Source organism: Aeromonas sp. 604176 (assembly GCF_049170755.1).
Classification (GTDB): domain Bacteria; phylum Pseudomonadota; class Gammaproteobacteria; order Enterobacterales; family Aeromonadaceae; genus Aeromonas; species Aeromonas veronii_A.
Map to the genome: position 1 here is coordinate 1 of NZ_JAAKNE010000117.1, position 13,754 is coordinate 13,754.

16 protein-coding genes are annotated in these 13,754 nt (G+C 61.8%); 8 read left to right on the plus strand and 8 right to left on the minus strand.

Annotated features, from left to right (window positions below; all coding sequences use genetic code 11):
- The 6 genes from G5358_RS17325 to G5358_RS17350 form a co-directional block, all read right to left on the minus strand.
- Nucleotides 1-479, minus strand: a 479-nt coding sequence (locus G5358_RS17325; RefSeq protein ID WP_421324577.1) for a LysR substrate-binding domain-containing protein, incomplete at its 3' end; no start/stop codon positions are given.
- A 123-nt stretch (nt 480-602) separates the two neighbouring features.
- Nucleotides 603-1,670 (minus strand): sulfate/molybdate ABC transporter ATP-binding protein, encoded by a 1,068-nt coding sequence (locus G5358_RS17330; RefSeq protein ID WP_421255264.1) that lies wholly within the window; start codon nt 1,668-1,670, stop codon nt 603-605.
- Between the two features lie 22 nt (nt 1,671-1,692).
- The gene (gene cysW / locus G5358_RS17335; RefSeq protein ID WP_421324578.1) at nt 1,693-2,583 is read right to left on the minus strand and encodes a sulfate ABC transporter permease subunit CysW; all 891 of its coding nucleotides are present in this window, start codon (nt 2,581-2,583) and stop codon (nt 1,693-1,695) included.
- Nucleotides 2,580-3,419, minus strand: coding sequence for a sulfate ABC transporter permease subunit CysT (cysT, locus tag G5358_RS17340; protein ID WP_040067348.1), 840 nt, complete (start codon nt 3,417-3,419; stop codon nt 2,580-2,582). The genes cysW and cysT overlap by 4 nt, the downstream gene beginning before the upstream one ends.
- 271 nt (nt 3,420-3,690) lie before the next feature.
- Nucleotides 3,691-4,266, minus strand: a complete 576-nt coding sequence (locus G5358_RS17345) for an RBBP9/YdeN family alpha/beta hydrolase (RefSeq protein WP_245148106.1) — start codon at nt 4,264-4,266, stop codon at nt 3,691-3,693.
- A 56-nt stretch (nt 4,267-4,322) separates the two neighbouring features.
- Nucleotides 4,323-5,324 (minus strand): sulfate ABC transporter substrate-binding protein, encoded by a 1,002-nt coding sequence (locus G5358_RS17350; protein ID WP_058056498.1) that lies wholly within the window; start codon nt 5,322-5,324, stop codon nt 4,323-4,325.
- A 217-nt stretch (nt 5,325-5,541) separates the two neighbouring features.
- Between G5358_RS17350 and G5358_RS17355 the strand changes: the two genes are divergently transcribed.
- From G5358_RS17355 to G5358_RS17370, 4 genes are all read left to right on the plus strand, one after another.
- Entirely contained in the window at nt 5,542-6,804 is a 1,263-nt protein-coding gene (locus G5358_RS17355; protein WP_245148107.1) for an MgtC/SapB family protein, read from the plus strand.
- An 86-nt stretch (nt 6,805-6,890) separates the two neighbouring features.
- The gene (locus G5358_RS17360; protein ID WP_245148108.1) at nt 6,891-7,481 is read left to right on the plus strand and encodes a sugar O-acetyltransferase; all 591 of its coding nucleotides are present in this window, start codon (nt 6,891-6,893) and stop codon (nt 7,479-7,481) included.
- Nucleotides 7,478-7,816, plus strand: coding sequence for a DUF1294 domain-containing protein (locus tag G5358_RS17365; RefSeq protein WP_139442953.1), 339 nt, complete (start codon nt 7,478-7,480; stop codon nt 7,814-7,816). Before G5358_RS17360 ends, G5358_RS17365 begins: the two co-directional genes overlap by 4 nt.
- A gap of 164 nt (nt 7,817-7,980) precedes the next feature.
- The gene (locus G5358_RS17370) at nt 7,981-8,193 is read left to right on the plus strand and encodes a hypothetical protein (RefSeq protein ID WP_068977307.1); all 213 of its coding nucleotides are present in this window, start codon (nt 7,981-7,983) and stop codon (nt 8,191-8,193) included.
- Nucleotides 8,194-8,261: 68 nt separating this feature from the next.
- Here the strand turns inward: G5358_RS17370 and yrfG are convergent, their stop codons facing one another.
- The gene (gene yrfG / locus G5358_RS17375) at nt 8,262-8,942 is read right to left on the minus strand and encodes a GMP/IMP nucleotidase (RefSeq protein ID WP_279498995.1); all 681 of its coding nucleotides are present in this window, start codon (nt 8,940-8,942) and stop codon (nt 8,262-8,264) included.
- Between the two features lie 144 nt (nt 8,943-9,086).
- Here yrfG and nudE point away from each other — a divergent pair, with 144 nt between their 5' ends.
- The 3 genes from nudE to G5358_RS17390 all read left to right on the plus strand — a co-directional run bounded on the left by nudE (nt 9,087) and on the right by G5358_RS17390 (nt 12,254).
- Nucleotides 9,087-9,695, plus strand: a complete 609-nt coding sequence (gene nudE / locus G5358_RS17380; RefSeq protein ID WP_194495233.1) for an ADP compounds hydrolase NudE — start codon at nt 9,087-9,089, stop codon at nt 9,693-9,695.
- Nucleotides 9,696-9,732: 37 nt separating this feature from the next.
- Nucleotides 9,733-10,545 carry a 3'(2'),5'-bisphosphate nucleotidase CysQ gene (gene cysQ / locus G5358_RS17385; RefSeq protein WP_042053272.1) on the plus strand — a complete coding sequence of 271 codons (813 nt, stop codon included), beginning with the start codon at nt 9,733-9,735 and terminating at the stop codon, nt 10,543-10,545.
- Between the two features lie 437 nt (nt 10,546-10,982).
- Nucleotides 10,983-12,254: an aromatic amino acid transport family protein gene (locus G5358_RS17390; RefSeq protein ID WP_088870226.1), complete on the plus strand. Its 1,272-nt coding sequence runs from the start codon at nt 10,983-10,985 to the stop codon at nt 12,252-12,254.
- Nucleotides 12,255-12,329: 75 nt separating this feature from the next.
- On the opposite strand, the gene metJ is transcribed toward G5358_RS17390, so the two are convergent.
- Entirely contained in the window at nt 12,330-12,653 is a 324-nt protein-coding gene (gene metJ, locus G5358_RS17395; RefSeq protein ID WP_005340251.1) for a met regulon transcriptional regulator MetJ, read from the minus strand.
- A gap of 205 nt (nt 12,654-12,858) precedes the next feature.
- Here metJ and G5358_RS17400 point away from each other — a divergent pair.
- Nucleotides 12,859-13,754, plus strand: an 896-nt coding sequence (locus G5358_RS17400) for an aminotransferase class I/II-fold pyridoxal phosphate-dependent enzyme (protein ID WP_421324579.1), incomplete at its 3' end; no start/stop codon positions are given.

Genomic DNA, 13,754 nt, shown 5'->3' on the forward strand with positions numbered 1-13,754 from the left:
GCCACCACCCCTTCGCTCTTGTCGAGCTGCTCGCTGCTGATGCCGATATCCACCTCGCCGGTCTGCACCAGCCGCACAATCTCCTCCGGGCTGCCCTGACGCAGCTCCAGCTGTACCAGCGGAAACTGCTCGCGAAACGCCTTCACCACCCGCGGCAGGGCATAGCGGGCCTGGGTATGGGTGGTCGCCACCAGCAAACGGCCCGAGTCGCGGTTGGCAAAGGTGCTGGCCAGTTTGCGGATGTTGTTGGCGTCATTGAGAATGCGCTCGGCAATCACCAGCAACTCCTTGCCCGGCTCGGTCATACCGAGCAGCCGCTTGCCGTAGCGGATGAACAACTCGATCCCCAGCTCCTCTTCCAGCTCGCGGATATGGCGACTCACCCCGGATTGCGAGGTAAAAAGGGCGTTGGCCACCTCGGTCAGGTTGTAATCCCGCCGCGCTGCCTCCCGGATAATGCGTAACTGCTGAAAATTCACCTTGTCGCCTCCTGCGAAGAGTGGGCGACACAATCTGCTCGCCCCTCTCATTTTTGTTATTTGGCCGGATCATGCCCCGGCAGAGCGCCTGAACCGGGCGGCCACACCGCCCGCAACACAGCATCAAATCTGATAATCGGGATAGAACTGCGCCTGTCTGGCCACCAGCTTGACCCCCTGACCCGGAACAAACTGCTTGGCCGCCTCCTTGGTCAGCTCCGCCTCGTAGTGGGCCCCTTTGGTTTCGCCATCGCCACGCAGCTCCACCCTAATGCGTGGTCCCATGGGCAGCAGACGGGTAATGGTGGCGCGGATCCCGCCCGGCGCATCGGCTGGCAAGATCTCCAGTTCATGGGGGCGGACATAGGCGATGGCGGCACTGCCGTGAGCCAGATGAGAAGCCGACGGCCCGCCGAGCAGCTGCTCGCCGACACCGAATCCCTGCTCCGCCACCCGACCGCGGAACTGGTTCACACTGCCGAGGAAGCTGTGGACGAAGGAGCTGGCGGGCTGGTCGTAGACCTCGGCCGGGGTGCCGATCTGCTCGACCCGTCCGGCATTCATCAGCACCACCCGATCCGCTACCTCCAGCGCCTCCTCCTGATCGTGGGTGACGAACAGGCTGGTGACGTGCAGCTCGTCGTGCAGCTCGCGCAGCCAGCGGCGCAGCTCCTTGCGCACCTGCGCATCGAGGGCGCCGAAGGGCTCGTCCAAGAGCAGTACCTTGGGCTGCACCGCCAGCGCGCGGGCCAACGCAACCCGCTGGCGCTGACCGCCTGAGAGCTGGGTCGGATAGCGCTCGGCCACGTGGCTGAGCTGCACCAGATCCAGCAGCTCTTTGACCCGGGCACGAATGGCCGCCTCGGCCGGGCGCTCGCTGCGCGGTTTGACCCGCAGGCCAAACGCCACGTTTTCGAATACCGTCATGTGGCGAAACAGGGCGTAGTGCTGGAACACGAAGCCGACGTTGCGCTCACGCACATGGAGATCCGAGGCATCCTCGCCACGGATGATGACGTGGCCAGAGTCGGCCTGCTCCAGCCCGGCGATGATCCGCAGCAGGGTAGTCTTGCCACAGCCGGAGGGGCCAAGCAGGGCCACCAGCTCACCGTCGTGAAAGTCGAGGTTGATGTCTGCCAGCGCCGCGTACTGATTGAAATGCTTGTTGAGTTGTTGAACCTGAATGCTCATGGCTGCCTCTTTAAAACGGTGATCAGTGAGATTTGGTGGGCTGGGCACGCAGCCGGGCCAACAGGGTTTCACCCAGCAGGGTGAAGATCCCGAACAGAGCCAAGAGGCTTGCCACCGCGAAGGCGGCGCCGGTCTGGTACTCGTTGTAGAGGATCTCGATATGCAGCGGCAGGGTATTGGTCTGGCCGCGAATATGGCCGGAGACCACCGACACCGCGCCAAACTCCCCGACCGCGCGGGCGGTACAGAGCAGCAGGCCATACATCAGGCTCCAGCGAATGCCGGGCAGGGTGACGCGCCAGAACATCTGCAGACCGCTCGCCCCCAGCATGATGGCGGCTTCTTCCTCTTCCGGGCCGCGCGCCTCCATCTGGGGCAACAGCTCGCGCACCACGAAGGGCACGGTAATGAAGGTGGTGGCCAGGATGATCCCCGGGGTGGCGAAAATGATCTTGATGTCGTGCTCGCTCAGCCAGTCACCAAACCAGCCGCGGCTGCCGAACATCAACACCAGCATCAGACCGGCGATCACCGGCGACACCGAGAAGGGCAGATCGATGATGGTGATGAGCAGCTGCCGACCGGGGAAGCGGAAACGGGCGATAGCCCAGGCCGCCGCAATCCCGAACAGCAGATTGAGTGGAACCGCACAGAGGGTCACCAACGCGGTGAGACCGAGGGCGCTCAAGGCATCCGGCTCGCTGATGGCGTGCCAGAAGAAGGCGAGCCCCGGCGTCAGCGCCTGAATAAAGACGGTGGCCAACGGCAGCAGCAACAGGGCGGCAAACCAGCCCAAACCGACCGTGATGAGCAGCCACTTGACCCACTGGGGTTCACGGATCACGACCGGTGCCTTACGAGCGGGGGTCGCCTCCACAGAGGCCGCCTCAATGGCGATAACAGATGAACTCATATCCGGCTCCCTCCGATGCGAGACCAGCTCCAGGCCTGCAACTTGTTGATTAGCAGTAACAAAATGAATGAAATCAGTAGCATCACCACTGCGATGGCGGAGGCGCCGGCATAGTCATACTCCTCCAGGTGGCTCATGATCATCAGCGGCGCGATTTCCGAGACCATCGGCAGGTTGCCGGCGATGAAGATGACGGAGCCGTACTCCCCCACCCCACGGGCAAACGCCAGCGCAAAACCGGTGAGCAGGGCAGGCACCAGGGTCGGCCAGAGCACCCGCAGAAAGGTCTGCCAGCGATCGGCGCCGAGGCTGGCGGCGGCCTCCTCTTGCTCGGTTTCAGCCTCCCGCAGCACCGGCTGCAGGGTACGCACCACAAACGGCAATCCGATAAAGGTGAGTGCGATGACCACCCCGATAGGGTTGTAGGCGAGCTGGATGCCGAGCGGCGCCAGCAACTGGCCGATCCAGCCGTTGGGGGCGAAGATGGCGCACAGGGCGATGCCGGAAACGGCGGTCGGCATGGCGAATGGCAGGTCGATCAACGCATCCACCAGTCGACGACCGGGGAAAGTGTAGCGCACCAGGATCCAGGCCAGGATCAGGCCGAACAGGCTGTTGAGCAGCGCCGCGACAAAGGCCGCACCGAAGCTCAGGCGAAAGGAGGCGAGCACCCGGGGTGAACCGATCACCTGCCAGAACTCGGCGGCGGTCAGGTTGTTGATCGCAAACAGCACCAGGGCCGAGAGCGGCAACAGCACCAGCAGGCCCAGATAGAGCAGGCTGAACCCCAGGGTGGGGCCAAAACCGGGCAGGACAGAATAAGAACCAAATCGCATAACACATCCATCTGTTATGAAGAATTTTCGATATGGTGATTCTGCTCACTCCCCTCATCGGCAACAAACATCAATTGCGACTTTGCTAATCACTTTTTTGTCTAACCGCAGAGTCACAAGGCTCTTGGCGCACTCCAAATAAAAAAAGGTCTTTTATATAAATAAAAGACCTAAGAAATGGAGCAATACGGAGCGGAGCATTCAAAGAACGGGGGCATGGAGTAGCCAGCGAACAGCGCGCCCGACAACCCTCCAACCACTTCACAGATACCTAGCGAAAGCCCAATACGACCGGCCGGGGCGATGTGGCCTTGACCGGTGCCACTACCAGCTCACCACGGCGGTAGAGAGCCCCCAGCAAATGCAGCCCCTGATGCCAATCCCCATGACCTGACTGGGCATTGATATGGCCCGCCTCACCGGCATCGAACAGCGGCACCTGCCACTGACGGCTCCAGTATTCGGCCCGTTCAAAGCTCATCCAGGGATCATTGCGGCTGGCCACCAGCTGGGCCGATACCTGCAGCGGCCCGGCCAAGGCCTCATCCGCAATGCCAAAACGGGCAGGATCGGCGGGCGCCACCAGAAAGATCGAGGCCACCTTCTCCGGCTGCAAGCGGGCCGCCGCGATGGCGGTCAGGGCGCCGAAGGAGTGAGCCACCAGATGGACCCGGCTGCGGCGACGTTTCAGCTTGCTCGCCAGCTTGGCACTCCAGACCCTGAGGTCCGGCTTGTCCCACGGTAGCCCGGTCATCCGCTGCCATTGGGGAAAATGATCGTGCCAGCGGCTCTGCCAGTGATCCGGCCCACTGTTGTGCAGACCGGGAACCAGGAGGATCTTGTTCATCTTGGTGCTCCTATCGGCTGGCACAGGGGCCAGTTCAGTGATGGATAACGAAGCTATCAACGACCCGGCTGATAGATCTGGTCAAACAGACCGCCCTGGGCGAAGTGTTTCTTCTGGGCTTTCTCCCAATCCCCTTCCAGATCCTTGACGGTAAAGAAGGCAAGCTGCGGGAACTGGGCTGCCGTCTCCTTCAGGATCGCCGGGTTGCTGGGGCGATAGTGATGTTTGGCGACGATATGCTGCCCCTCGTCAGAGTAGAGATAATCGAGATAGGCCTTGGCCACAGCTTCGGTACCGTGCTTCTTGGCCACCTTGTCCACCACCGCGACCGGCGGCTCCGCCAGAATGGAGACCGAAGGCACCACCAGCTCGAACTTGTCGCTGGCACCCGCCTGACCAAGCACCAGCAGGGCTTCGTTCTCCCACGCCAGCAGCACGTCACCGAGACCGCGCTCGGTAAAGCTGGTGGTGGCACCGCGGGCGCCTGAGTCCAGCACCTTCACGTTCTTGAATAGATCGCCAACAAACTGCTTGGCCCCCTCTTCACTGCCGCTCTTCTTCAGGGCATAGCCCCAGGCGGCCAGATAGTTCCAGCGTGCCCCGCCGGAGGTCTTGGGGTTGGGAGTCACGATGGCGACATCCTTGCGCACCAGATCATCCCAATCCTTGATCTGCTTGGGATTGCCCTTGCGCACCAGGAAGACAATGGTGGAGGTATAGGGCGAGGCGTTGTTGCCGAGGCGACTCTGCCAGTCGGCAGCGGTCAGCCCCTCCTTGGCGATGGCGTTGACATCGTAGGCCAGCGCCAGCGATACCACGTCGGCCTCCAGTCCATCCACCACAGCGCGGGCCTGCTTGCCGGAGCCACCGTGAGACTGGCTCACCACCACGTCGTCGCCGGTTTTGGCCTTCCACTCCTTGGCAAAGGCGGCGTTGTACTCCTGAAACAGCTCGCGGGTCGGATCGTAAGAGACGTTGAGCAGGCGGATCTCGGCGGCATTGGCCTGACCAAATGCCAGCAGAGAGAGCAGGGTCAGGGCGGTCATTCGCAGTTTCATGGTGATTCTCCATATCTTGTTGGGTTGAGAACAGCATGCCGTGGAGTTGTTATGCCCAGAAGAAAGAAATAACTCTTTGCTTATCTCTTTTGCTCATATCAGGCAGCCACACGCCACAAGGAGCCAGACGCAGACTCTGTGAGCCACGCCCCTCTGTGACCTCAAGCGCTGTGCCATCATGGGAACAAGGCAGGCAGATGACGAAAAGGAAGTCGTTATGTGGATCAATGCAGAACCCGTCAACGGTGCCCTGGTCTCGCTGGCCATCGGCCTCATCATCGGGCTGGAGCGGGGCTGGCAGGTGCGCCAGCTGGGGGATAACCAGCGCATCGCCGGGATGCGTACCTACGGCCTTATCGGCCTGCTTGGCGGGGTGTGCGGTTTACTGCTGCCCACCCTGGGCCCCTGGCTACCGTTGCTCGGCCTGCTGGCGGTGGTGATCGGTTGCGGCCTCTCGGTCTGGCTGGCCCAGCGCTGGCAAGGGGAGTTTGGTCTCACCAGCTCGGTAGCCATGCTGCTCACCTATTTGCTGGGGCTGATGTCGGTACTGCTGAGCCCGAGCGAGGCGGTGGCCTGCGCCGTGCTGGCCGCCCTGTTGATGGGTTTGAAGGGACAGATCCAGCAGGGGATGCTGTTTCTCAGCGAGACCGAATTCCACGCTACCCTGCGCTTTCTGCTTATCTCGCTGGTGCTGCTGCCGGTGCTGCCCAACGAGGAGATGGGCCCCCTCGACGCCTTCAACCCCTTCAAGATCTGGCTGATGGTGGTGGTGATCGCCGGCATCTCGTTTTGTGGCCACTTCGCGGTACGCCTGCTCGGCACCCGCGCCGGACTGGTGCTCACCAGCATACTGGCGGGATTGGCCTCCTCCACCGCCCTTACCCTGCAGTTCGCCCGTCTCAACAAGGAGCAGGGCGGGCTGGAGCGACTGCTGGCCACCGGCATCCTGCTGGCAGGGGCCACCATGTGGCTGCGGCTGCTGGTACTGGTACTGCTGATTCACAGCGAACTGGCGATGCGCCTCATCGCCCCCCTGTTGCTGCTGGCCACCACAGTCTACGGCTTTGCCTTCTGGTTCTGGCGCCAGCGCGAGGAGCTAACTGACGGCCCGGTACAGCCGGAAACCAGCAACCCGCTCGATCTGTCCACCGCCATCAAGTTCGGCCTGCTGCTGGCGCTGATCGGCTTTATGGCAACGCTGCTGCAAGACAAGGTGGGCAACTCCGGGGTCTATCTGCTGTCGCTGGTGTCGGGGATCACCGATGTGGACGCCATCACGCTGTCGCTCTCCCAGCTTTCCCACAAGGAGCTGGCGCTGGAGGTGGCGGCCCGCGGCATCCTGCTGGCCGGTCTGGTCAACTCGCTGGTGAAGGGGCTGCTGGCCCTCGGCATCGGCGGGCGCAGTCTCGGGCTGCGGGTATTGCTCCCCTACTTCGTCTCGGCCCTGCTGATCCTGCCCCTCGTCTGGCCCACAGGTTGACGGGGATCACCTGCAACAAGTGACAGACTGACGGCGCCCCTGACAGTCACGTATACTGCCTGCTCTTGCAGCATGAGGAGGTAGCAATGGCGAGCGACTGGGACAAGGTACTGGCAGGCGGGGCGCTGGATGACCAGAGCGAGGAGATAGCGAACGACCGGATCCGCGGTCAGGCGCTGCTGGCCAAACTCAACAGTTCATCGGCGGGCGATGCCCCTCTGCGCCAGCAGATCTGCCGCGAGCTGTTCGGCCACTGCCCCGACTCCTGCTGGATCAGCACGCCATTTACCTGCGAGTTTGGCCGCAACATCCATATCGGCGAGAAGACCTTCTTCAACTTCAACGTCACCATTCTCGACGTGGGCGAAGTGCACATCGGCAGCCATGTGCTGCTGGCCCCCAACGTGCAGATCTACACCGCCACCCACACCATGAACTATCTGGAACGACGCAACTGGACTGCCTACAACAAGCCAGTGCGGATCGGTGACGACTGCTGGATTGGCGGCGGCGCCATCATCTGCCCCGGCGTCACCATAGGGCCGCGCTCCATCATTGGCGCCGGCGCCGTGGTCACCCGCGACATCCCGGCCGACTCGGTGGCGGTGGGCAATCCGGCCAGGGTGATCCGCACCCTCAAGCAGGACGAGGAGCGCTGCTGGGAGCTGGCCCAGTGATGGCGCTGGCACTGCTGCCACTGGGCGCAGCCCTCTGGCTCGGCCTCGGCGAGCAGCAGTGGTGGCCGCTGGCCGTGTTGCTCACCATGAGCCTGCTCACGGTGGCCGCCTACGCCTGGGACAAGCGGCAGGCAGTGCGCGGCGAGTGGCGCATTCCCGAATCGAGGCTCCATCTGCTGGAGCTGTGCGGCGGCTGGCCGGGCGCACTGGTGGCCCGCCAGTGGCTGCGCCACAAGACCCAGAAGCGCAGCTACCGGCTGGTCTTCTGGTTTATCGTGCTGCTGCACCTCACCCTATGGGCCCTCTGGCTTGGCCGCCCCCTCTGGCAGCAATAGCTACCCGGGTAACAAGGTGGTGGCTTGGCCGCCCTCTCTGGCAGCAATAGCCAACTGCATCACAAAGGCGAAACGGGACCCATTGCGGCCAATTGGCGGCTGTGAGAAAACAGAACAGATCCCATCAGCATTTTCGCCGCTTATAGACGACAAGGAGTCGTGACATGACCATGTGGACAGGCATAGTCCTGATCGTATTTATCAGCCTATTGTTCGGATATCTCGGCAAACGGGCCCGCTATCAGATGGGGGATGCCCGCATCACCGACCGCCTCGGAAAGCAGGATCTGGTCATTCGGGAGCTGCAGGAGCGGGTCGCCAATCTGGAGGCGATCGTCATCGAAGAGGAGAAGCGGCGCCCGTTTCGGGAGCTGTGATTTTTTCACCGCAAGGTTTCAGATACAAAGAGGGCTGCACGATGCAGCCCTCTCTCGTTTCAGCAGACTCAGATTGCCAGCGGCAGCAACTCGGCATAGTCGCGGATCGCCGGAAAAGCGGTGATGCTCTGCTCCGGCTTGCAGCTATCCGGATTCTGGATCGCCAGCTGATAGCCGATGCCATAGTCGGCGGCAGCCCGGAGGATCCGCTCGCTGTCATCCACAAACAGGGTGCGGGCCGGATCGAACGCCAGCCGCTCGGCCAGCGCCTGCCAGCAGTGCTGGCTCTCCTTCGACCAGCCCAGCTCGTGGGTACTCACCATCAGATCCAGATGGTCGGCAAGACCGAGTTGCGCATCCTTCACCGACAGACTGGCGGGGTGAGCGTTGGTGAAAAGCACCAGCTGCTTGCCCGCGGCGCGCAGCTCGGCCAGAAAAGGGATGGCATGGGGACGCCACTGGATCTTCGCCAGCAGCTCCTGCTTGAGGGCGCGAATATCGAGCCCCAGGGTCTCGCTCCAGTAATCCACGCAGTACCAGTTGAGGGTGCCGTTGACGGCGTGATAGTGGACGTCGATCTGCGCTTTGGCTTCATCCAGCGGCAGACCGAGCCGCTCGGCGTAACGCTCCGGCACCAGCTGCTGCCAGAGGTGGTTGTCAAAATGCAGATCGATCAGGGTGCCATCCATATCGAGCAAGACGGTATTTATCTGGTGCCAGGGCAAGGTGATGGAGCGGGAGTGTGGCATCGGGCCTCTTGATCGCGGATCTCGGAAAACGGGGCGGCAGTATAACGGATTTTTCCTCCCCCTTTGCCATCCCTGGCCCGTGGTGTTCGGTGTGAGAGTCGTTTACTCTTGAAGCACGATTTTTTAACGAGCAGCCAGCGTCCGATGAGCGACCCCCACAAGAGCAAACCCGAGCACATCTCAGCCGACCAACTGGATCACCCCAAGAGCAAACCGGAGATCCTCAAGGCCGAGATCGTGGCCGAGAGTCGGCTGTTCAGAGTAGAGTCCCTCCACCTCAAGTTCTCCAACGGCGAAGAGCGGGTCTACGAGCGGATGCGCGGCGGCAACCGGGGCGCCGTCATGGTGGTGCCGCTGTTCGATGCCCACACCCTGCTGCTGGTGCGCGAGTATGCCGCCGGCACCCACTCCTACGAGCTGGGCTTTCCCAAAGGGCTGATCGACCCGGGCGAAGATGCCTTCGAGGCGGGTAACCGGGAGTTGATGGAAGAGGCGGGCTTTGGCGCCAACAGCCTGACCCTGCTCAAACAGGTGTCGCTGGCGCCCGGTTACTTCTCCAGCCGGATGGATATCCTGCTGGCCCGGGACCTCTTCCCCGAGCAGCGGATCGGCGACGAGCCCGAACCGCTGGAAGTGATCCCCTGGCCACTCAACCGGATCGACGAATTGCTTGCACGACCCGACTTCACCGAGTCGCGCAGCATCAGTGCCCTGCTCTTGGCCCAGAAGTGGCTGGCGGAGCAGGCAAAGTAGCCCGCAGACGGGCAGTTAACAGACAGAGGATAACGAGATGCAGGAGTTGTTGGCCTGGGTGCCGGGGGTCAAGGAGATTGCCCGCGAAGCCGGAAGGATCCTTCACGACATCTATCACGGCGGTCAGTTCGAGCGTCAGCTGAAGGAGGATGCGACCCCGGTCACCAGTGCCGATCTTGCTGCCGATGCCTACCTCAAGCAGGCGCTCTCGGCGCTCACTCCCCACGTTCCCGTGCTGACTGAAGAGGCGGCCGACATCCCCTTCAGCCAGCGATCCAACTGGCGGCAGTACTGGCTGGTGGATCCCCTCGACGGCACCGGCGAATTTATCGCGGGCAGCGGCGACTTCGCCACCCTGATCGCCTTGGTGCGGGACAATGTGCCGGTGCTCGGGGTCATCTATGCTCCCGAGTCCAACGTGCTCTACTGGGCGGTGCGCGGCTACGGCGCCTTCAAGGAGGTGAATGGCGAGGTACTGCCCATCAGCGCCATGCACCACGAGCATGACCAGCCCGACTCGCTGGTAGTTGCCATCAGCCGCCGCCAGAAGCTGGAGAACCTCACCCGCCGCCTCAACCCGGCCATCAACTACGAGCTGATCCCGCTTGGTTCCAGCTCCCTCAAATCCTGTCTGGTGGCGGAAGGGGCGGCCGATTGCTACGTGCGGCTCGGCCCCACCGGCGAGTGGGACACCGCCGCCGCCCAGTGCATCGTCGAGGCGGCCGGTGGCCGTATCCTCAGCCTGGCGTTGCAGCCACTCAGCTACAACGAAACCGAGTCGCTGGAGAACCCGGACTTTATCGTGATGGGGGATCCGGATCTCGCCTGGGGTAGCATTCTGGCCCACTAGGCGGATAGCGATGTCATCACACCAGACAAGCAGGCGGCCCGATGGCCGCCTGCTTTTTCAGGGAAGTTGCCCCGGGTGATGGCCGGTGTGATCCGCTGGTCAAGGCGCTCTTGAACAGCGTGATACGCTGGCAAAGCGGCAAAATGATAGTGAAACATCACAATCGGTCGGCGAGAAATGGTGCGATTTTTCACGTAATTCTGAAAACACCTGATTAGCCAAAATAAAAAAATGATAGTAGATCAAATTTTGGTTTTATATTTCACAAAAATCACCAATGTCAGTTTTGTTCCATTCTGTGAACCAGATTCCATTCCCAATCTCGCTGGCTAAACCCCGCAATGGCAGTGATATGTTTCAGTCTCGCTTTTTGAGAATTAAATCCCGATAAACCACAATGAACTCAGATTAAAACACTAACAAAAAGTGAATTAGTAATGAGTTTATCTGTAGAGGCTACCAAGGAGCTATCCGGTTCCTGCTCCACCACGTCCAGCACCACCCGCTGGCGCCGTCACGACACCCACTGGGTCATCAGTCTGTTTGGCACCGCCGTTGGCGCCGGTATCCTGTTCCTGCCCATCAATCTGGGTCTGGGCGGGATCTGGCCTCTCGTCATCGTCGCGGTACTGGCAGGCCCCATGACCTTCCTCGCCCACCGCGGGCTGGCGCGCTTCGTGCTCTCCTCTTCACGTCCCCACGCCGACTTCACCGAAGTGGCGGAGGAGCATTTCGGCAAGATGGCCGGTCGGCTCATCTCGGCGCTCTACTTCCTCTCCATCTTCCCGATCCTGCTCATCTACGGGGTCGGGCTGACCAACACGGTAGAGAGCTTTATGGTCAACCAGCTCGGCATGGCAACCCCGGATCGGGTGATGCTCTCCGGCGTGCTGGTATTTGCCATGATCGCCGTGATGCTGGCGGGTGAGAAAGCGATGCTGCGCGCCTTCGCCTTTATGGTCTATCCGCTGGCGGCCATTCTGGCGGCGCTCTCCTGCTACCTGATCCCTCAGTGGCAATGGCCGGAAGTGACCGCGTTTGAAGGGGTCAGCTTCCTCAACACCGTCTGGCTGGCGCTGCCGGTCACCGTGTTCGCCTTCAGCCACGCCGCCGCCATCTCCGGTTTTGCCAACGTGCAGCGCCGTGAATATGGCGAGCAGGCGGAAGCCAAGAGCGGTCTGATCCTGCGCAACACCACAGTAATGCTGGTGGGCTTCGTGCTGTTCTTCGTCTTCTCCTGCGTGCTGAGCCTCTCGCCAGCCCAGCTGGCTGAAGCCAAGGCCCAGAACGTCTCGGTGCTCTCCTATCTCGCCAACATCACCGACAACCCGGTGATTGTGACTCTGGGGCCGCTCATCGCCTTTATCGCCATCAGCTCCTCCTTCCTCGGTCACTTCCTAGGTGCCCGCGAAAGCCTGAAAAGCCTGATCGCCAAGCCCACCGGCCTGCCGCTGGCCAAGGCGGACAAGCTGGGCATCGCCCTGATGTTCTTCGCCATCTGGGGCGCTGCCGTCATCAACCCGGGCATTCTGGGGCTGATGGAGACCCTCTCCGGCCCGGTCATCGCCATGATCCTGTTTATCATGCCGGTGATTGCCATCTACAAGGTGGAGGCGCTGGCCCGCTTCCGTCACGGCTGGACCAACGGCTTTATCCTGCTGACCGGTTCGCTGGCGGTATCGGCGCTGATCTTCAGCCTGTTGAAATAATCACAGCCCCGTGAACGGGGCGGCTGAAACGACAAGAGGCGACCCTAGGGTCGCCTCTTGTGCATGGCAAATCGCTTACTCTTTGTCGAAATCTTCGATCTCTTTGCCCAGCGCTTCCATGATGGCGCGCGCTTCGGCCGGGACACTGTCCGGTTGATCCTTGCGCAAGTCTTCGTCGCAAGGGAGCGGCTGGCCGGTGAAAGCGTGCAGGAAGGCTTCACAGAGCAGCTCGCTGTTGGTCGCATGACGCAGGTTGTTCACCTGACGGCGGGTGCGCTCATCGGTCAACACTTTCAACACCTTGAGCGGGATCGAGACGGTAATCTTCTTGACCTGTTCGCTCTTCTTACCGTGTTCCGCGTAGGGGCTGACGTAGTCGCCGTTCCACTCTGTTCCCATGACTCACCTGTTCTCATTTAGCCGTGAGCGCGGATTTTAACCCTTAAGGAAATTAATGGCAATCCAACAGCAAAGCCATTTAGACGTCTGGAAGTGTTGACGGCTTTTTTAAGCTGGCGTAGTGTGGTTGACCATGAGCCCGCAATGGCGGGATGGCGCGTGGCAGCAAGATGCCGGCGTGTGAAGAAACATCAAGGAGAGTGATATGACCCACAAGGCCACCCTGGCGGTTCGCACCGGGATTGAGACAGACCAGCAGCACGGTGCCGTGGTGCCCCCCATCTACCTCTCCAGCAACTACACCTTTGCCGACTTTGGCGAGCCCCGTCAATACGATTATGCCCGCTCAGGCAATCCAACCCGTACCAATCTGGCGGACGCGCTGGCGGCGCTGGAAGGGGGCGCAGGCGCCGTGGTTACCGGCACCGGCATGGGGGCCGTCCATCTGGTCACCACTGCACTGCTCAAGGCGGGGGATCTGCTGCTCGCCCCCCACGACTGCTACGGCGGCACCTGGCGTCTGTTTGAGTATCTGGCGGCCAAGGGCCACTACCGGGTGCAGTTTGTCGATCAGGGTGACGAGGCCGCACTGGCCGCCGCACTGGCGCAAAAGCCAGCGCTGGTATGGGTCGAGACCCCCTCCAACCCGCTGCTGCGGGTGGTGGATATCAGCGCCATTGCCAGCGCCGCCCACGAGGTGGGTGCGCAGGTGGTGGTGGACAACACCTTCCTCTCCCCCCTGCTGCAACAGCCGCTCGCTCTTGGTGCCGATGTGGTGGTGCACTCCACCACCAAGTACATCAACGGTCACTCCGATGTGGTGGGCGGAGTGGCGATTGCCAAGGAGGCGGCACTGGCCGAGTCGCTGGTGTGGTGGGCCAACTGTCTGGGGCTCACCTCCGGGGCGTTCGACTCCTACCTCACCCTGCGCGGCCTGCGCACTCTGGCCCCCAGATTGCGCACCCATCAGGAGAACACCGACCGCATCCTCGCCTTCCTGCAACAGCAGCCGCTGGTGAAACGCATCTATCACCCCAGCCTGCCGAGCCATCCGGGCCACGACATTGCGCGCCGTCAACAGTCCGGCTTCGGCGCCATGCT